This window comes from Serratia nevei, from assembly GCF_037948395.1.
Taxonomy (GTDB): domain Bacteria; phylum Pseudomonadota; class Gammaproteobacteria; order Enterobacterales; family Enterobacteriaceae; genus Serratia; species Serratia nevei.
In genome coordinates this window covers 2,503,858-2,521,664 of sequence record NZ_CP149940.1, presented here as the reverse complement: position 1 = coordinate 2,521,664, position 17,807 = coordinate 2,503,858, and the positions used below count along the sequence as shown (strand labels likewise).

15 protein-coding genes are annotated in these 17,807 nt (G+C 57.7%); 7 read left to right on the top strand and 8 right to left on the bottom strand.

Annotated features, from left to right (window positions below):
• Complete coding sequence (locus V8N38_RS12205) at positions 1–297, top strand: DUF1330 domain-containing protein (RefSeq protein WP_060418938.1); 297 nt, start codon at positions 1–3, stop codon at positions 295–297.
• Positions 298–371: 74 nt separating this feature from the next.
• On the opposite strand, the gene V8N38_RS12200 is transcribed toward V8N38_RS12205, so the two are convergent.
• Together V8N38_RS12200 and V8N38_RS12195 are read right to left on the bottom strand one after the other, a co-directional pair.
• Positions 372–686, bottom strand: a complete 315-nt coding sequence (locus V8N38_RS12200; RefSeq protein WP_060418940.1) for an AprI/Inh family metalloprotease inhibitor — start codon at positions 684–686, stop codon at positions 372–374.
• A 98-nt stretch (positions 687–784) separates the two neighbouring features.
• A complete protein-coding gene (locus V8N38_RS12195) occupies positions 785–2,224 on the bottom strand; it encodes a serralysin family metalloprotease (protein ID WP_060439962.1) in 1,440 nt (479 codons plus the stop codon).
• Positions 2,225–3,157: 933 nt separating this feature from the next.
• On the opposite strand from V8N38_RS12195, the gene V8N38_RS12190 reads away from it, so the two are divergent.
• A complete protein-coding gene (locus tag V8N38_RS12190) occupies positions 3,158–5,251 on the top strand; it encodes a putative bifunctional diguanylate cyclase/phosphodiesterase (RefSeq protein ID WP_147839970.1) in 2,094 nt (697 codons plus the stop codon).
• Here V8N38_RS12190 and V8N38_RS12185 read toward each other — a convergent pair.
• The gene (locus V8N38_RS12185) at positions 5,248–6,354 is read right to left on the bottom strand and encodes an MFS transporter (protein ID WP_147839971.1); all 1,107 of its coding nucleotides are present in this window, start codon (positions 6,352–6,354) and stop codon (positions 5,248–5,250) included. The genes V8N38_RS12190 and V8N38_RS12185 overlap by 4 nt on opposite strands.
• Positions 6,355–6,503: 149 nt before the next feature.
• Here V8N38_RS12185 and V8N38_RS12180 point away from each other — a divergent pair, with 149 nt between their 5' ends.
• The gene (locus V8N38_RS12180; protein WP_102779662.1) at positions 6,504–7,421 is read left to right on the top strand and encodes an ABC transporter substrate-binding protein; all 918 of its coding nucleotides are present in this window, start codon (positions 6,504–6,506) and stop codon (positions 7,419–7,421) included.
• Positions 7,422–7,476: 55 nt separating this feature from the next.
• Here V8N38_RS12180 and V8N38_RS12175 read toward each other — a convergent pair whose 3' ends face one another.
• Entirely contained in the window at positions 7,477–9,255 is a 1,779-nt protein-coding gene (locus tag V8N38_RS12175) for a sigma-54-dependent Fis family transcriptional regulator (protein ID WP_147839972.1), read from the bottom strand.
• Positions 9,256–9,529: 274 nt separating this feature from the next.
• On the opposite strand from V8N38_RS12175, the gene V8N38_RS12170 reads away from it, so the two are divergent.
• Positions 9,530–11,050, top strand: a complete 1,521-nt coding sequence (locus V8N38_RS12170; protein ID WP_102984708.1) for an aldehyde dehydrogenase family protein — start codon at positions 9,530–9,532, stop codon at positions 11,048–11,050.
• 67 nt (positions 11,051–11,117) lie between these two features.
• Here V8N38_RS12170 and adhP read toward each other — a convergent pair whose 3' ends face one another.
• The 3 genes from adhP to V8N38_RS12155 all read right to left on the bottom strand — a co-directional run bounded on the left by adhP (position 11,118) and on the right by V8N38_RS12155 (position 14,423).
• Complete coding sequence (adhP, locus tag V8N38_RS12165; protein WP_004928541.1) at positions 11,118–12,134, bottom strand: alcohol dehydrogenase AdhP; 1,017 nt, start codon at positions 12,132–12,134, stop codon at positions 11,118–11,120.
• Between the two features lie 196 nt (positions 12,135–12,330).
• On the bottom strand, positions 12,331–13,620 hold the full coding sequence (gene blh, locus V8N38_RS12160; protein WP_060418973.1) for a bifunctional sulfur transferase/dioxygenase Blh: 1,290 nt from the start codon (positions 13,618–13,620) through the stop codon (positions 12,331–12,333).
• Positions 13,621–13,637: 17 nt separating this feature from the next.
• Entirely contained in the window at positions 13,638–14,423 is a 786-nt protein-coding gene (locus tag V8N38_RS12155) for a sulfite exporter TauE/SafE family protein (protein WP_147839973.1), read from the bottom strand.
• A gap of 191 nt (positions 14,424–14,614) precedes the next feature.
• On the opposite strand from V8N38_RS12155, the gene V8N38_RS12150 reads away from it, so the two are divergent.
• Both V8N38_RS12150 and V8N38_RS12145 read left to right on the top strand, forming a co-directional pair.
• A complete protein-coding gene (locus V8N38_RS12150) occupies positions 14,615–15,853 on the top strand; it encodes an FAD/NAD(P)-binding oxidoreductase (protein WP_060439967.1) in 1,239 nt (412 codons plus the stop codon).
• Between the two features lie 127 nt (positions 15,854–15,980).
• Positions 15,981–16,274, top strand: coding sequence for a SelT/SelW/SelH family protein (locus tag V8N38_RS12145; protein ID WP_004928553.1), 294 nt, complete (start codon positions 15,981–15,983; stop codon positions 16,272–16,274).
• A 22-nt stretch (positions 16,275–16,296) separates the two neighbouring features.
• Here the strand turns inward: V8N38_RS12145 and V8N38_RS12140 are convergent, their stop codons facing one another.
• Positions 16,297–16,959: a CPBP family intramembrane glutamic endopeptidase gene (locus tag V8N38_RS12140; protein WP_147839974.1), complete on the bottom strand. Its 663-nt coding sequence runs from the start codon at positions 16,957–16,959 to the stop codon at positions 16,297–16,299.
• Positions 16,960–17,174: 215 nt separating this feature from the next.
• Between V8N38_RS12140 and V8N38_RS12135 the strand changes: the two genes are divergently transcribed.
• Positions 17,175–17,669, top strand: coding sequence for a TIGR00645 family protein (locus tag V8N38_RS12135; RefSeq protein ID WP_033648490.1), 495 nt, complete (start codon positions 17,175–17,177; stop codon positions 17,667–17,669).
• Positions 17,670–17,807: the final 138 nt, after the last annotated feature.

Here is a 17,807-nt window from a genome sequence, read left to right as displayed (position 1 = left end):
ATGCCCGCTTACTGGATTGCCCATGTCACCGTGAAAGATCCGCAGCAATATCAGCATTATATGGATTTGGCGCCTCAGGCGTTTCGCCAGTTCAACGCCCGTTTTCTCGCCCGCGGCGAACAGGCGCAAACGTTGGAAGGCCCGGCGTTTGTGAAACATGTGCTGATCGAATTCGACGACTACGCCACCGCGTTGGCCTGCTACCATTCACCGGCCTATCAGCTGGCGAAACAACAGCGGCGCCACGTAGCGGAAGCCATGATTACCATCGTCGACGGCTTGCCGACCTCCCCATAAAAGCCCCCCACCGTTACGGCGGAGGCTGGGTGGCGTGAGGTGGGATAACCGCCGGGTCAGGCCGGCGTTTTCCGCTAGTTATTTCTCTTCAGGATCTTTCCCGTCTCGGCCCAGATTTGACTGCGGTAATGATCGTCTTCCTGAGAGAAGAAAAGTACAGTCAGCCCTTCCTTGTCTAACAATGCAATGCCATCGGGTGCAGGACGCCACGCCACTGGCTCTTGCGGCAAGACGTCGGGCGTGCAATCAGACAAAAATTTTAGGCTATAGCCGCCGGCCGATTCCACACCCTCCGTGTTGAGCTGTACAACACAGGACTTTGATTTATCGCTGACCGTCCACTGCCCGGATAGCGTTTCGGCAGAAGGTAAAACCAGACTGCTTGCCATAGAGGCTCCTGAAAACAAGAATATTATTCCGACAAGAATAGATTTACACATAGCTGGCCCATGCAAAACGGTGGGCATCATCGCCCACCGTTGCCGTTTTATACGATAAAGTCAACAGCGACGTCAGCCTGCCCGACGATGTGCACCAGGAAGTCTGGATTTGCACCGCCATGGATGTTGAAGGCCAGTTCGCTCAGATTGCTTTGGGTATCATAGGACACCAGCGCCTCACCGGCCTGCCCGCTGAAATGATCGACAAACTGAATAAAATCACTGCCTTTATCGCCTTGGTTGAAGAAGGACAGATCGATCTTGTCCTTGCCTGACTCAAAGTCCCAAATTGTATCAGGAGCCCGAACAGGCGAGTCATTCAGGTCAGAGAAGACAAAAATGTCGTTACCTTGCCCTCCCCACAATTGATCCTGGCCCGCCCCACCGTAAATAACATCGTTACCGGCGCCGCCTTTGAGCACATTGTCTGCGTGATTTCCAACAATGACGTCATTACCTGCTCCCCCTATCGCGTTTTCGATGGTAGCGCCGGCAGCGATGGAAACATTCCCTTTTAATCCACCGACATCGGAGAAAGCGCCTTCGTTCAAATTGATACGTTGATTTTGGCTATACCCCGAAAAATCGAGGGTATCATTGCCACCTGCATCCCAAACAGACATCACCAGCTTGTCGTGGCTGTCCTTGAGCGTATAGAAGTCTCGGCCTGTATTTGAATTAAACCCGTAAACGGTGTCGCCGGTTCGGGTAGTCATGTTGGCGCCGTAAAGATGCTGGATGGCCGCGATATCATCAACCAGCGGTGCAGCGGCATAGTAATGGCCATGATCCGCGTTGGTAATGGATTCATTCCAGTAACTCATTACGCTAAACTGCCGGGTATCTTCGGCGTAAACTGCCTTGGTATAATTTGGGCTGCCTTGCCCCGCATTATAAGTGCCCGGGTGATCTAACCCGAGAGTATGGCCAACTTCATGGGTAATGGTTAAGCGGCCGTAATTACCTAGCTCAGGATGCAAATTTTCGGAGTGATTCTTAATGTTGTACCAACTTTGCCCATCAGAATTGTACCCTCTGTAATCATTGCCATTATATGAGTAAGGTTTCAAGGCATACGCTTGTCCCGTCCCCTCATAATTCCCAAAGGTAATATTGGAAGGTTGACCTGAAGCAACTTCGACAAATTTGATGTTGGCAACATCGGCCCAGGATTGTAAAGACAGCTTCGCCTGTTCTTGCTGCTGTTGCGTGAACGCACTCAGCCCCGTATCACGTTCCGGGGAGCGGTGGCCCAGGTTCAGTTCGTTATAATCCCAATCCGGGAAGGAATAGGTCACCGTCGCCTCTTTTCCCGTGACGTGAACGCCATTCCAGGTTTTATCGCCGCGCGCTATCTGCAACCCCGCCTCATTTATGTCATAAGACGGTTTGTTATTTATCGTCAGGCCATTCCCGCGTTCATGGTAGTGAATAAGATCGTTAACACTGTCCCAACCCGTTTCGTTTCCATTCATGGTATTACCCATAACTTTCTCCACAAAGTAGCTAGTATTAATATGACATCCGAAATGTCTCTTAGGGATAATCAAAATCCGGAGAATAGCGATAACTCGATACGCCCACTCTTTTTCCTATCCCTTTACACCCAGAGAGTAAATTTACTTTTAACTACCCGAGCCTCCTTACCCATGATTGATAACTGATGCAACTGCATGAGATCGCGATGTGTCCGTGCAAAATGCGCGAAAGTAACAGGCCGCATTGATCCGGCAAGGGTGTGATTCCAGTGTCTGCGCGTTGAGGCTAAGTTGAGATGTCGCTCAAGAGGTCTAATGACAACGGCCGTCCGATGCATTGCCTCGTTGCCAGAGACCACATCAGACAGGCTCTTGTGCTGTGAATCTGGTCTGTTATCCGAACGGTTACCCGGAGATAATTGCGTGAATGCATTTGCGCCACCATCCAGTTTTGCTAATGATTATCATTCGCGAGGCTATCTCACGCGTAAGCAAAGTGTCAACAGATGAAACAAAACATTTCTTGATTTGCATCATGATTTTTCCGCTAAGCCCCAGTAAACGGGCGCTGCAGAGTGCATAAAATGGCGTTCACCCCCGTCTGGACTGCGGTTTTTGTCAGTATTACCGCATAGAGCGGGCAGAATAGCGCCAGGGAGTACATCATGGCGACTGAACATTTAGCCATAGAGAAACATCAAGAATGATTAATTTTCACGGCAATAACGCGGCGTGGTCCGATCACTTATTTTTCGCTGCAATATAAGGGATGCTTATAAATAACAGGAGTATTCCTAATGCGTTCACGCTGGATGTATTCCATGCTAGCGGGCCGATTTTTAGCCGCGCCCGCTGGCTATTCCCATTTTCATTGGCAAGACTATATTGAAAGAAGCTCTGCTCTAGAGCGAGAATATGGGTAATTTTCCGAGGAAATACCGCATGACCCTGTTGCCCAAGCAGAGCAATAACAAAAATCCGATTGATCTCTATGGCGAAATCGTAGACGACTTGCCCGGCCTGATTTGCTTCGGCAACCGCCTTGGCGGTTACTTCAATAAACAGTGGCGCGACTATACCGGCGCTATCGCCGGTGAACACGGCGCCGCCGACTGGCTCGATGCCCTGCACCCCGACGATCGCGAGCGGCTGGCCGCGCAGTGGCGCCAGGCGATCGTGGCCCTCTCCTCGTTCGCCGGCGAGGCCCGCCTGCGCGATCGCAGCGGCGCCTACCGTTGGTTTATGCTGGCGTTTAACGCCCGGCAGGACGGCATGGCGCTGGAGCCCAGCTGGTACCTGACGGCGACCGACATTCATCCGCAAATGCTGCAGCGCCAGCAAAACGTTCAGGCGCTGTCTATCCAGCAAGACATGCTGGACGCCAGCGTGGACTGCATTAAAGTGATCAATCACGACGGCACGCTGCGCCACATGAACCGCTCCGGCAGCCTGGCGCTCGGCCTTGATCCGGGGCAAAAAGAGTTTGGCATGCCCTGGCTGGGGCTGCTGTCGCCCGAGATCCGGCGCCGCGGCCGCAAGGCGCTGCGCAGCGTCAGAGCCGGAAAAAATGCGCGCTTCACGGGATTGAGCGTGACGCCGCAGGGCAAAAAACAGCACTGGGACAACATTCTCACGCCGGTCAGCGACGAACACGGCACCGTGGCCGAGATCTTGTGCGTGTCACGCGACGTGACTTCGCAACGCGTGATGGAACAACGCCTGTTGCTCGCCAGCGAATATGACGAATTGACCGGCCTGCCCAACCGGCGCCTGTTCAAGAAGAAACTGAAGCAAGAGATGAAGCGGGCCCTGCACGGCAACAAGTCGCTTGGGCTGATGCTGCTGGATCTTGACCACTTCAAGCTGGTGAATGACACGCTGGGCCACGCGGCGGGCGACCATCTGCTGCGGGTTTTGGGCAAAAGGCTCAGCGCCTGCATGAATACGCACTCGTTCGTCTCTCGCCTCGGCGGCGATGAGTTCGCCGTGGTGATCAGCGACGTCGAAAACGAGCAGGATATTTTCCGCATCGCCAACAAGTTTCTGCTGCAGCTGGAGACGCCGATCACCCACGGCGGCAAGACGCTGCACTGCGGCATGAGCATCGGCGGCGCCATCTACCCCAAAGACGCCCGCGACGCTTCGGAACTGATGAAATGCGCCGATACTGCGCTGTATGAGCTGAAAGACGGCGGCCGCGGCGGCGTCTATATGTTCGACCGCAAGATGATGGACAAGGCGCGCGCCCGCGCCAGCCAGCTCAACTACGCGCGCCAGATCGTGCGTGACAACTGCATCCGCCCCAGCTACCAACCGAAGGTCAGCCTGACCGACGGCAGCATCGTCGGCTTTGAAGCCTTACTGCGCTGGCACTGCCCGATCAACGGCGTGCAGCTGCCGGCGACGGTGAGCGAGGCGTTCAACGACTACGAGCTGGCGACCAAGATCAGCGAAGCCATGCAGCTGAAGGTCTTCGCCGATATCGCCCGCTGGCGCGCGGCCGGCGTGGCGGTGCAGCCCATCTCGCTGAACGTGTCGCCGATCGAGTTTTTACGCGACAACTACGCCGAAACTTTCCTGCAGCGCCTGCTGAAGTTCCACATTCCCCACCACCTGATCGAACTGGAGGTGACCGAACACGCGTTCAACAAGCACGGTTCGAAGTACGTGCTGCGCGCGTTGCAAATGCTCAAGGAGATGGGCATCCGCATCGCGCTGGACGACTTCGGCACCGGTCACTCCTCGTTCAGCCATATCATGGATTACCCGCTGGACTGCATTAAGCTGGACTGCGACTTCGTTCAACGTATGAATACCGAACCGGCGATCCTGGCGATCGTGGAAAGCATCGGCATTCTCGGTCAAAAGCTGTCGATCGATATCATCGCCGAAGGGGTGGAAACCGAGCAGCAGCGGCAAACGCTGTGCGAAGCCGGTTTCCACATCGGCCAAGGTTTTCTGTTCAGCCGGGCGGTGGAATCCCAGCGGGTGCCCGAGCTGCTGCAGGCAGCACCGCAGCCTGTCGACGGCCGTTAAACGCCCTGCTGTTCGCCGAACGGCGCCAGCTGCATGCCGATAAGCGTCACCACGCAGACGATCGCGCCGGCGTAAAAGGTGGAGGCGGAACCGGCCAGCTCCCACAGCATGCCGGCCCCGAGACTCGCCAGCAGCAGCGCTACGCCGCTGACCAGGTTGAACATGCCGAACGCGGTGCCGCGCAGGTGCGCCGGCGCGGTATGCGCCACCATCGCCGCCAACAGCCCCTGCGTCATGCCCATGTGCACGCCCCACAGCGCCACGCCAAACAGCACGCCCGCCCAATGATCGCTCAACGCCAGCACCACATCGGCGGCGATCAGCACCAGCAAACCGGCTTTTAACATTCCTTTATGGCTCATGCGGTCGGACAGTTTACCGAACGGATAGGCCGAGCAGGCGTAGACCAGGTTCATGGCGACCATCACCAGCGGGATCAACGCCAGCGGCGTGCCGCCCTGCTGCGCCTTCAGCACCAGAAACGCCTCGCTGAAGCGCGCCAACGTGAAGACGGCGCCGATGCCCACTACCCACCAATAGCCACGCCCCAGCAGCCGCAGATTGGCGCGGGTAATCGGGTGGGTTCGCTTGTCGGTTATCGCGGCGGCCGGCTCTTTCAGGCCGACGGCCAGCAGTGGCCCTAAAAAGGCGCCGACGGTATCCAGCGACTGGCGCAGCCCAAAGGCCGCGCCGCGAATTTCCGGCGGCGTCACATCGGCCACCAGGGCGTCGCGCGGCGCGCCGCGGATGCCTTTGCCCACACGATCCAACAGGCGCGCGCCCATCACCATGCCGGATGACGACGCGACGGCAAAAAACGGTTTGCTGATGGCGCCCAGCCCGTAGCCCAGCAGCGCCAGCCCTTTACGCTTGCCGAGGTAATCGCTGAGCACGCCGGAGAACACCTTGACGATCAATGCCGTCGCCTCCGCCAGCCCTTCGATCAGCCCGATGACGATCACGCTGACGCCGAGCGTCGTCGCCATAAACAGCGGCAGCAGGCTGTGGATCATTTCCGAGGAAACGTCCATCAGCAGGCTCACCCCACCCAAGATCCACACGCCGCGCGGTATGCGGCCCAACGTAGCGAAGCGCGACGACATGGTTCATCCTCGAAAGATTCAGCGCCACCGGCGGCGCATCATGATTTTTCCAAGATTGGATAGTTGATTTTGTTCGTTCACAGACCTTTAGCCTTCAGAGATAGTGCAACGACCCTGTGACAATCCTAATAATGAAGGTAATTAACATAATGATAGATAGCAAAAAGATGATAGTGATGGCGGCGCTGCTGAGCTTTTCCGCCGCGGCCGCGCCAGGGGTGGATATCGTCGCCAACGAAACGCCGATCCATACGGTGAAGAACGCCGAGGCGGTCGCCAAAATCCCCGCCGGTTTCAAGTTCGTGGAGCCCGGCACGCTGACGGTGGCCATTTCCCTGCTGGGCAGCGGCCCGCCGTTCGGCCTGTACGCCCGCGACAACAAAACGGTGATCGGCAGCGAGGCGGACATCGCACGCCTGGTGGCCGACGGTTTGGGGTTGAAACTCAAGCTGGTGCCCACCTCGTGGGAAGACTGGCCGCTGGGAGTGGCCTCTGGCAAATATGACGCCGCGGTTTACAACATCACCGTGACCAACGAGCGCAAGACCAAATTCGATTTCGCCACCTATCGCCAGGATACGCTGGGCTTCTACGTCAAATCCGACAGCAAGATCACCCAGATCAACACCGCGCCGGATATCGCCGGTAAAAAGATCATCGTCGATTCCGGCACCAACCAGGAAGCGGTGCTGCTGGCCTGGGACAAGGAGAACCGCGCCAAGGGGCTGGCGCCGCTGCAGCCGGTGTACGTCACCGACAAGGCCGCCTCCACGCTGGCCATTCAGTCCGGCCGCGCCGACGCCACCTTCGGGCCCAACGTCTCCGGCGCTTACCAGGCGCGGCTGACCGGCAAAACCCGGCTGGTAGGCATCGTGCCCGGCGGCTGGCCGAAAACCGCCAACATCGCCGTCACGCTGAAGAAAGGCAACGGCCTGGTGGACGCGGTGCAGGCATCGCTCAACGGCGCCATCGCTAACGGCAGCTATCTGCAGGTGCTGGATCGCTGGGCGGAGAGCGACGAGAAGATCGCCCATTCCGAGATTAACCCGCCGGGACTGGGAGACTAAGGCGTGAACCGGCCCCGCATCGAGGGGCCGGCTATTGATGGTCAATCATGATGTTTCATTCCGCCGCCGCTTTCTGCCTTCCCAGCTTGCGGTACAGCGTGCTGCGCGAAACGCCGAGCGCCTTCGCCGCCCGGCTGAGGTTGCCGCCCGCCCTGCCGATCGCCGCCTGCAGATCCTCCAGGCCGGTATCGTCGTTCTCCTGGCGCGGCGCCAGCACCGCGATGGACTGCGGCAGATCGTCCAGAGTGAGCACCGCATGATCGTCCGCCAGCGCCAGCAACACCTTGAGCGTACTCAACAGCTGCCGCACGTTGCCGGGCCACGGGTAGCGCGCCAGCATCGCCAGCGCCTCCGGCAGCAGGCGAATGTCGCGCCGCTCGCCGCCCAGCTCTCGCCACAGCTGCAAAATGAAGGCTTCCAGCTGCGCCCGCTCTCTGAGCGGCGGAATGCGCAGGCTGTATTCCTGGATGCGGTACAGCAAATCCTCGCGAAATGCCCCCGCCTGTACCTGCCGATGCAGATCGTGGTGCGTGGCGCAGACCAGCGCGAAATCGACCGGATAAGCGCTGCGGCTGCCGAGCGGCGTGACCGTTTTTTCCTGTAACACCCGCAGCAGCCGCGTCTGCAGGCCCGCCGGCATGTCGCCGATTTCATCGAGGAACAGCACGCCGCCGTCCGCCTCGCGGATCTTGCCGATATAGCCTTTCGGGTTGGCGCCGGTAAACGCCCCCGGGGCATAGCCGAACAACTCGGACTCGATCAGCGGCTCAGGCAGCGCCGCGCAGTTGATCGCCACGAAGTTGCCGTTGCGCCAGCGGCTCTCTTGAAACAGGCGTCGGCTGAAGTGCTCCTTGCCGCAGCCGGTTTCGCCGGTCACGCACAGGGAAAGACCGGCATTGAGAATGCGCAGCGCCTTCTGATGCTGTTCGTCATGCCTTTCCGCCGGCGGCGGAACCGAACGCAGGGCGCTGACGCGGCGCTGCGGCGCCTCGAGCAGCGAATAATAATGCCGTTGATTGCCGGCCAGCGTCTGGTGCGGTGCGCCGGAGGGCTGCCGCAGCAGATCGGGGAACAGCTGGGCGAACTCAACCGAGCCGAATGCGGCCGGTGAAAGCTGGAACTCCAGCATCGCCAGCCGATTGGCGGCGACCAACACTTCGTCGTGAAACACCAGCAGCAGCTCCTGCGCGCTGCCCAAGCTACCGGCGTCGGCGTGCAGGCGCAGCGTCCAGTGACGATCGGCGATCGCGCTTCTGACCCAGCGGTGTTCGATATGTCGCACCGCCTGCATGATCAGGCGCTGTGCATCGCGATACGGCCGCTGCGCGGGGGCGGAAAGATCCAATATCCCGGCAATGTGGCCATCCGGCCGGTAGATCGGCGCGGCGGTGCAGTTCAATCCGGCATTTTGGTTGAGGTAATGCTGGTCGCCGCGCACTTCGCAGAACGCGCCCAGCGCCAGCGCGGTGCCGATGGCGTTGGTGCCCCGCTCCGCTTCTCCCCACGGGTTGCCCGGCGCCAGCGCAAAGCGCGATGCCTTATGCAGAAAATCGGTATTGCCGCGGGTTTCCAGCACCAGCCCGTCGGCGTCGGCAATGACCACAATGGCGGGCTGGCGCGTAATTTGCGCGCCCAGCTGCTCGATCAGCGGCTGCACCCGTTGCGGCACCCAGTCGTTGCGGCTGCGCCGCTCTTCGAGCAACCCGGCTTTGATGAACGAGATGTGCTGATCGGCGCGCGCCAGGCCGTAGCCCCGGCTGCGCTGCCAGGATTCCGCCAGCGGATGGGTCAACAAACTGGCGCCCTCAGTGGGCAAGCGGTCGTCAGGCAACATGCGTTTCTCCCCCGTTCGCGAGTGTTGCAAATATGTATCACAGATGTGTATCAGGCGTTGCGACACGGGACACAAAAAATCATCGCCGGCGGCGGCACCGCTCGATTCCCTAAGCCATATCCGTTTTTAACACGCTAATAAATAAGCTCTTTTAACGAGCATCTTCGCCATTCATCAATCTGGCACGGGGCGTGCTTCTCCTGCTGCGGCGGCATGCCGCACTCACAGGCGCAGCGCAATAGCGCCGGTTATCATCTGCAGAGAGGTGCTTCACATGAAATATGTCCACCCCGGTTTGCCTGGCTCGCTGGTTTCGTTCCGCAAACGCTATGGCAACTACATTGGCGGCAAATTCGTCGAACCGGTATCCGGCAACTACTTCACCAACACCTCGCCGGTGACCGGCCAGCCGATCGCCGAATTCCCGCGTTCCGACGCCAAGGACATCGAGCTGGCGCTCGACGCGGCGCATGCGGCGGCGGACGCCTGGGGCAAAACCAGCGTGCAGGAGCGCTCCAACGTGCTGCTGGCGATCGCCGATCGCATCGAAGCGCGGCTGGAGATGCTGGCGCTGACCGAAACCTGGGACAACGGCAAACCGATCCGCGAAACCCTGAATGCCGATCTGCCGCTGGCGGTCGACCATTTCCGCTACTTCGCCGGCTGCCTGCGCGCGCAGGAAGGCACCGCGGCGGAGATCGACCAAAACACCGTGGCCTACCATATCTATGAGCCGCTGGGCGTAGTCGGCCAGATCATTCCGTGGAACTTCCCGCTGCTGATGGCCGCCTGGAAACTGGCGCCGGCGCTGGCGGGCGGTAACTGCGTGGTGCTGAAACCGGCGGAACAGACCCCGCTTGGCATCAGCGTGCTGATGGAAGAGATCGGCGATCTGCTGCCGCCGGGCGTGCTCAACGTGGTGCAAGGCTTCGGCGCCGAGGCCGGCGAAGCGCTGGCGCGCAGCAAACGCATCGAGAAGATCGCGTTCACCGGCTCCACACCGGTCGGCCGCCATATCCTCGCCTGTGCGGCGGAGAACATCATCCCCAGCACCGTCGAGCTGGGCGGCAAATCGCCGAACATCTATTTTGAAGACATCATGCAGGCGGAGCCGGAGTTTATCGACAAGGCGGTTGAGGGGCTGGTGCTCGGCTTCTTCAACCAGGGCGAGGTCTGCACCTGCCCTTCACGCGCATTGATCCAGGAATCCATCTACCCGCAGTTTATGGAGAAAGTGCTGGCACGCATCGCCACCATCCGTCAGGGCGACCCCTTCGACACCGACACCATGCTCGGCGCACAGGCGTCACAGGAGCAATACGATAAGATCCTGTCCTACATCGACATCGCCAAGAATGAAGGCGGCGACATCCTCGCCGGCGGCAAACGCACGCAGCACGGGGATGAATTGCAAAACGGTTTCTACCTGCAGCCGACGTTGATTACCGGCAACAACAGCATGCGCTTCTTCCGCGAGGAGATCTTCGGGCCGGTGATTGGCGTCACCACCTTCAAGGATGAGGCCGAAGCCTTGGCGCTGGCCAACGACACCGAGTTCGGTCTGGGCGCCGGGCTGTGGACCCGCGACATCAACCGCGCCTACCGCATGGGGCGCGCCATCAAGGCGGGCCGCGTGTGGACCAACTGCTACCACCTGTACCCGGCGCACGCCGCGTTCGGCGGCTACAAGAACTCCGGCATCGGGCGCGAAACCCACAAGGCGGCGCTGTCGCACTATCAGCAGGTGAAAAACCTGCTGGTCAGCTACGACGCCAAACCGCTGGGCCTGTTCTGATCCGGGCGTAACAACAAGAAGGCCACCCGCAGGTGGCCTTCTTCTTTGGCATGGTTGATGGCGTGATTTATTTCGCCATGCCGAGATCGATCACCATGCGACCGCGAATGGTGCCCGCCTTCATCTCGTCGAAGATGGCGTTGATATCGCCCAGTGGCCGTTTGGTCACTTTCGGCGTCACTTTTCCTTCGGCGGCGAACTGGAACGCCTCTTTCAGATCTTCACGCGTGCCCACCAGCGAGCCCACCACCTGAATGCCGTCCAGCACCAGGCGCGGAATGCTCAGATCCATGCTCTCCGGCGGCAGCCCCACAGCCACCACTTTACCGCCGGCGCGCACCGCATTCACCGCCGAGTTGAAGGCCGCTTTCGCCACCGCCGTCACCACCGCCGCGTGAGCGCCGCCGGTTTGCTGCTGAATGATCTCCTCCGCGTTTTGCGTTTTGGAGTTAATGGTCAGATCGGCGCCGATCTGTTTGGCGAACTCCAGCTGGCCGTCGTTGACGTCGATGGCGATCACCTTGGCGTTAAACACGTTCTTGGCATACTGCAGCGCCAGGTTGCCCAGCCCGCCCAGGCCGTAGATGGCGATCCACTGCCCCGGCTTGATATCGGAAATCTTCACCGCCTTGTAGGTGGTGACGCCGGCGCAGGTAATGCTGCTGGCGGCAAAAGAATCGAGCCCGTCCGGCACTTTCACCGCGTAGTCCGCCACCACGATGCACTCTTCCGCCATGCCGCCGTCAACGCTGTAGCCGGCGTTTTTCACCGAACGGCACAGGGTTTCGTTGCCGCTGACGCAGTATTCGCAATGGCCGCAACCCTGGTAAAACCAGGCGACGCTGGCGCGGTCACCCACTTTTAACGAGGTGACGCCCTCACCGACGGCGGAGACCACGCCGATGCCCTCATGCCCCAACGTAATGCCCGGCACCTCGCCGAAATCGCCGTTTTTCACGTGCAAATCAGTGTGGCACACCCCGCAACACTCCATTTTCAACGCCGCCTCGCCGTGCTTCAGCGGGCGCAGCACTTTATCCTGAATGTCTACGGTATGGTTTTTCGTCACTACGGCAGCTTTCATGGTGTTTTCCTTAGCAGAATGGGAAGTACAGTTGTTAATGTAGTGACTGTATTCGGTGAGGGCAAGCGCCGCGTGTTTTGTGTAAAAACAAATAATTAAATATGAATCAGCATGATTATTTCATAAAAAACAATTAACAGACGTCGCGATCCCAGGCGAATGATTTGCCTGTTCGCTGGCGCCACCATGACCTGATTCAGCCCTTAAATCGATTCACGGGGATTTTCAGATAGTGTTGCCCATCGTCTTCACAGTCAGGCAAAACGCCGCCGCGAATATTGACCTGCAGCGCCATCAGCATGAGTTCCGGGTGCGGCAGCGTGGCGTCCCGCTGTTTTCTTTGCGCAACGAACCGGGATTTATCCATGTTGACCACCCAGGGATTGTTCTCGCGCTGCTCTCTCACGGTGCTTTCCCAACGGGCCTCACGCCCCGCCGGGCGGTAATCATGGCCGGTAAACAGGCGGGTATCCGCCGGCAGGCTCAGGATCCGCTGCAATGAGTCCCACAAGGCTTCCGCATTGCCGCCAGGAAAGTCGGCCCTTGCGGTACCGCTGTCCGGCATGAAGAACGTATCGTGGATAAACGCCGCATCCGCAATGTGGTAAGTGACGGACGCCAGCGTGTGCCCGGGAGACAGCAAGACTTCAGCGCGCAGGTTACCGATAAAAAAGACGTCCCCGTCCGCGAACAGTACATCCCAGACGGTCTTGGCCGCAGGCAGGTCTTTTAAATTATAGATCTCTTCCCACAGCCCCTGAACGGCGGTAATTTTTTCACCGATACCGGTGAAGGCGCCGGTTTTCTGCGCCAGCCAGGTGGCAGCCGAAAAATGATCGGCGTGCGGGTGCGTATCCAACACCCAGGCCACTCCCCACCCCCGTTGATGGATAAAATTCAGAATGTCGTTGGCCTGTTGATGCGAGACCGTGCCCGATCGGCGGTCAAAATCCAGAACCGGGTCGATAATCGCACAGCGGCGCGCCTCGGGATCGGCAACCACATACTGCAGGCTGCCGCTTTCCGGCTCATAAAACGCGTGAACTTCCGCCGTGGCCCGCACGGACCGATGCTTGCCATACCAGCTGAGCGCCTTATCGGCGTCCGCGCCGTATTCGTCGCATTGGCGGCGAAACTGCGCTTCATCTATCTGACCTTCGCGCAGCGCATACAGCAGGGAAAGGCAGGCAGATCGAGCCCCGCTTCTGCAGTGCGCCAGAGTCTTCCGGCCTTGCCGCAGCAGAAACTGGAAGGTGTAAACGGTCTCCCAGGTCAGCGTATCGAACGTGTAAGGGAGATAGACGTAACGCATCCCCCCTTGTTCAGCCAACGCTTTCTCTTGCTGATGATCAAGATACTCCCCCGGCTCCTCGTCCGGCCGATTGTTGACGATAAGGCGGTAGCCCTGTTGAGACAGCGCCTTGAAATCACTCGCTTCAGGCGCGCCCGAAAAGGAGAGCTGAGGGTGGTAAGTGCGGATGCGCATGTTTTTTTCCTTCCGTTTCATAGGCTTTTAAATAACATATACAGGGCCAGCGCCAGGAGCATGACGGCATAGAGCACATTGATAATGTCCTCGCGTTTTTTCAGGCGCTCGGCGAGCGCCACCCCCACCACGCCGCCCAGAACGCCACCGACGATGAGCCAGCACGTAATCGCGATCGAGACCTTTCCCGACATGGCGTAGCTGGCGCTGGTCGACAGCCCCATGGCCGCCACGACCACCAGTGAGGTTGCCACCGCTTCAACCATCGAGAAGCGGAAAAACCAGACCAGCACCGGCACAACCAAAAATCCGCCGCCGATGCCCAGAAAGCCCGCCAGCCCGCCCAGGGCCAGCACGCTAGGCCATACAATGGCGGGATGAACGGCAGCATGGGGGGACGGCAAGGGGGTGCCGGCAAGGCGATTTCTTTTCAGCGTCAATCCGGCGACAACCAGCATCAACAGGGAAAAAGGCAGGGTTAAGTAGTTCCCGTCCGTGATTTTTCCCATCTGAGATCCCGCCAGAGCGCCCATAACAGCGACCAGCGAAACGACAACCCCGGTCTGCCACCTGACGTTGCCTTTGGCAGCGTGCGCGGCCAGATTGATCAGCGCGTTAATGGCCACGGACATGGCGCTGGTTCCTATAATCAAATGCGTATCCGGCACTTTCACCATATACAGCAATAACGGCACGCAGACGATTGACCCGCCGCCGCCGGTCAGGGCCAGGAGGAATCCCACAATTCCCCCGGTGACCACTAACAGCATCACGATATAAAAACTGAAATGGAAAAAATCCACTGCACTAATCCCTTAATGATGCTCATGCCATTTATTAACGATCAGTTCACTGGCAATGTCAAATAACTTATTTCGATTTGTTATTACATATATCAAAATGGAATATGTGAATTTTGATATAACCACAAGTTCTATGAATTCGCTTTTAATCTGGCCAGCAACCCCCTACTTTCTTATGAAAGGAGGCCTGCATGAAACCCGAAAAAATAAATACCCAGAAAAGCGTCGTTGTTATTGGCGGCGGCTCATCCGGAATAGGTATCGCGGCAAGCATAAGGAAGCGAATTAAAGACATCGATATAACGGTCGTGGAACCTAACGACTGTCATTATTATCAACCGGCATGGACCCTGGTGGGCGGCGGGCTCTTTGATATCAATAAAACACGGCGTTCCCTGCGCGCTGTCCTGCCTGCAGGAACCGCATGGGTACAGGATAGCGTTGTCAGGGTCGAGCCCAGTCAAAAATACATCGAGACTCGCCAAGGGCAGAAAATAAACTATGACTTTCTTATTGTTGCGTGCGGCCTCGTTTTACGCTGGGATAAAATAGAAGGCCTTGAAGACACCCTGGGATTAAACGGCGTCACCTCTAATTATCGCTTTGATCTTGCCGAATACACCTGGCAACTGGTTCAGGAAATGAAAGGCGGCCAGGCGATATTTTCTCAACCGGCACTACCCATAAAATGCGCCGGCGCACCGCAAAAAGCCCTGTATCTTTCATGCGACCACTGGCGCCGCCAAGGCATTCTGAATAATATTAACGTCAATTTCTGCCTTGCGGGCACGGCGATTTTCGGCATTCCGCAATTTGTCCCCCCGCTGAGCGAGTATTTGCAAAAATACCGTGCAAAGGTCAATTTCAATCATCATTTAATTCGTGTTGATGGCCCGAATCGGCAAGCAACATTTGCCGTAGAGACAAATGAAGAGGGAAAACGCGAGTTAACCCTGCCCTTCGATATGCTCCACGTGGTGCCGCCTCAATCGGCCCCGGCGTTTATTTCGCAAAGTGGGCTCGCAGAGGGATCCGGCTGGTGCGATGTGGATAAATTGACGCTGCAGCATAAGCATTGGCCGGATATTTTTGCGGTAGGCGACTGTTGCTCAACGCCAAACGCCAAAACCCTGGCGGCAGCCCGAAAGCAGGTGGTGGTGGTGGCGGAAAACGTCGCGGCGCTGATTCATGGCGCGCCTCTCACGGCCCATTATGATGGCTATGGTTCCTGTCCGTTGACGGTCGAGAAAGGCAAAGTTGTGCTGGCGGAGTTTGGCTATGACGGTAAGTTACTGCCCACGTTTCCCCTGCTCGACGCAACCCAGCCCAGCCGTCTGGCCTGGTGGCTGAAAGCCTGGTTTTTACCCCGGTTTTATTGGGCGGGCATGCTGCGTGGAGTTGAATGGTTTGCCGGCAGCAAGCGGCCGTGACGCACACTCGGCCCCCCTTGCCGCTCTGGCCGCAGCAGACGCTTGACTATTTGGCGAGACAAAGCCACCATCGCTTGCAGGTCCATCAGGCTGATTGCAAGCCGTTACCACTACCGGTCGATCATCGATGAAAAATGCCCCCGCAGTGACGATCCACTACTGTTCACAATGCAACTGGCTGCTGCGCGCCGGCTGGATGGCGCAAGAGCTGCTCAATACCTTCGGCGACGATCTCGCCTCCGTCACGCTGATGCCGGGCACCGGCGGGGTCTATCAAATCAGCGTCGATGGCGTGATGATTTGGGATCGCAAAATTGACGGCGGCTTCCCCGATGCGGCGCAGCTGAAGCAGCGGCTGCGCGATCACAGCTTCCCCGATCGTTCTCTCGGCCACAGCGACGGGAAGAAAGCCCGGCACTGAACATCCGGCGGCAAGCACAGCTTCAATTTAACGCATAGCTGGCCGCCATCACGACGCCATTCATGGTCATATGCAGCCCAATGGGCAAATAGATCCCTTTGGATCTTACTCGGGCGGCCGTTAACACCAGCGAGATGAGCACCAGGGCTGCCAATGTGCGCCAATCGGTGTACTGGGTATGCAAAACGGCAAAGATGACAGACACCGTTAACGCGGCCCAAATCACCTTATCGTTAAACCAATACATCAGTGCGTTAAACAGACAGCCGCGAAATACGATCTCTTCATAGACGGGGACGACGAAAACCAACAAAGCGGCATTGAGCGCCAAAATCTCGCCGGGCAATGCCACCTGCTCCGTCACCCAGGTTTCCGTTTTTTCCACGCCCATCAAGCGCGGGAAAATAAACTGAATCACCAACAGCGCGAACAGCAGCAGCGCAAAATCGTTGCGTTTAACCTCGCCTTTGCCCAATCCTTCTCTACGGCGGAAAAAGAGCAGGTATAACGAAAAGATAGCGACAAATTCCATTCCGTACAGCAACGGTAGCAATAGCCCTTGTCGCATCAAGGCGGCTTTGTTCTCAATGAACAACGGAATAAATGTAATCAGGAACATCAGCAAAAACATGGAAAAGCAGCCATTAACGGCTCGCGTTCTCGCGATAAACGCATTGTCGACCATATAACCATCCTTAGTTTTGAGCAGCGATTGACGAAACGGTAGCAAGGCAAGAGACCGCGGCAGTTTATCCCTATGCGATATCATTGTCATGAACCCGTTCGCAGCGAACGTCCATTCGCAAATTTCTCCAAGCCATTGGCACGCGGTTGATTTCGCCCGGGTCTCCTGCGTTATACTGAGCGCTCTTTTAGCCACGTAATTAATAAAATTTTATGATTGAACGCTTGCTCGAAAACACGATGTACGCCTCCCGTTGGCTGCTCGCACCGGTTTATGTCGGCCTTTCACTGGCTCTGGTCGCCCTGTCGATCAAGTTTTTTCAGGAGATCCTGCACGTCCTGCCCAACATTTTTTCTATCGCCGAAGCCGATCTGATCCTGACCCTGCTGTCGCTAGTCGACATGGCGCTGGTGGGCGGGCTGTTGGTCATGGTGATGTTCTCCGGGTATGAAAACTTCGTCTCGCAGCTGGATATCACCGAAGGGAAAGAAAAGCTGAGCTGGCTGGGCAAAATGGACGCCACCTCGCTGAAAAACAAAGTCGCCGCCTCCATCGTCGCCATCTCTTCCATTCACCTGCTGCGGGTGTTTATGGACGCCAAGAACGTGCCGGACAACAAGCTGATGTGGTATGTGATCATCCATCTCACCTTCGTGCTGTCCGCTTTCGTGATGGGCTATCTGGACAAGGTCACCCGTTCCAAGCACTAACCACGCGCTACCACACCCGATCGCCAGCATCGGGTGCCTCCTTCCTCTCCATTCTGCGCCTGTTTCTCCGCCATCATGTCTTTCACCTGGCACATCTGATGATAATTTTATTATAATGCTATTACACTCACCATGGAC

Coding starts and splice junctions, on each gene's coding strand:
- V8N38_RS12150 (WP_060439967.1), top strand. CDS start 14,615: ATGAAACCCGAAAAAATAAATACCCAGAAAAGCGTCGTTGTTATTGGC.
- V8N38_RS12170 (WP_102984708.1), top strand. CDS start 9,530: ATGAAATATGTCCACCCCGGTTTGCCTGGCTCGCTGGTTTCGTTCCGC.
- V8N38_RS12180 (WP_102779662.1), top strand. CDS start 6,504: ATGATAGATAGCAAAAAGATGATAGTGATGGCGGCGCTGCTGAGCTTT.
- adhP (WP_004928541.1), bottom strand. CDS start 12,134: ATGAAAGCTGCCGTAGTGACGAAAAACCATACCGTAGACATTCAGGAT.
- V8N38_RS12140 (WP_147839974.1), bottom strand. CDS start 16,959: ATGGTCGACAATGCGTTTATCGCGAGAACGCGAGCCGTTAATGGCTGC.
- V8N38_RS12175 (WP_147839972.1), bottom strand. CDS start 9,255: ATGTTGCCTGACGACCGCTTGCCCACTGAGGGCGCCAGTTTGTTGACC.
- V8N38_RS12145 (WP_004928553.1), top strand. CDS start 15,981: ATGAAAAATGCCCCCGCAGTGACGATCCACTACTGTTCACAATGCAAC.
- V8N38_RS12195 (WP_060439962.1), bottom strand. CDS start 2,224: ATGGGTAATACCATGAATGGAAACGAAACGGGTTGGGACAGTGTTAAC.
- V8N38_RS12205 (WP_060418938.1), top strand. CDS start 1: ATGCCCGCTTACTGGATTGCCCATGTCACCGTGAAAGATCCGCAGCAA.
- V8N38_RS12185 (WP_147839971.1), bottom strand. CDS start 6,354: ATGTCGTCGCGCTTCGCTACGTTGGGCCGCATACCGCGCGGCGTGTGG.
- V8N38_RS12200 (WP_060418940.1), bottom strand. CDS start 686: ATGGCAAGCAGTCTGGTTTTACCTTCTGCCGAAACGCTATCCGGGCAG.
- V8N38_RS12190 (WP_147839970.1), top strand. CDS start 3,158: ATGACCCTGTTGCCCAAGCAGAGCAATAACAAAAATCCGATTGATCTC.
- blh (WP_060418973.1), bottom strand. CDS start 13,620: ATGCGCATCCGCACTTACCACCCTCAGCTCTCCTTTTCGGGCGCGCCT.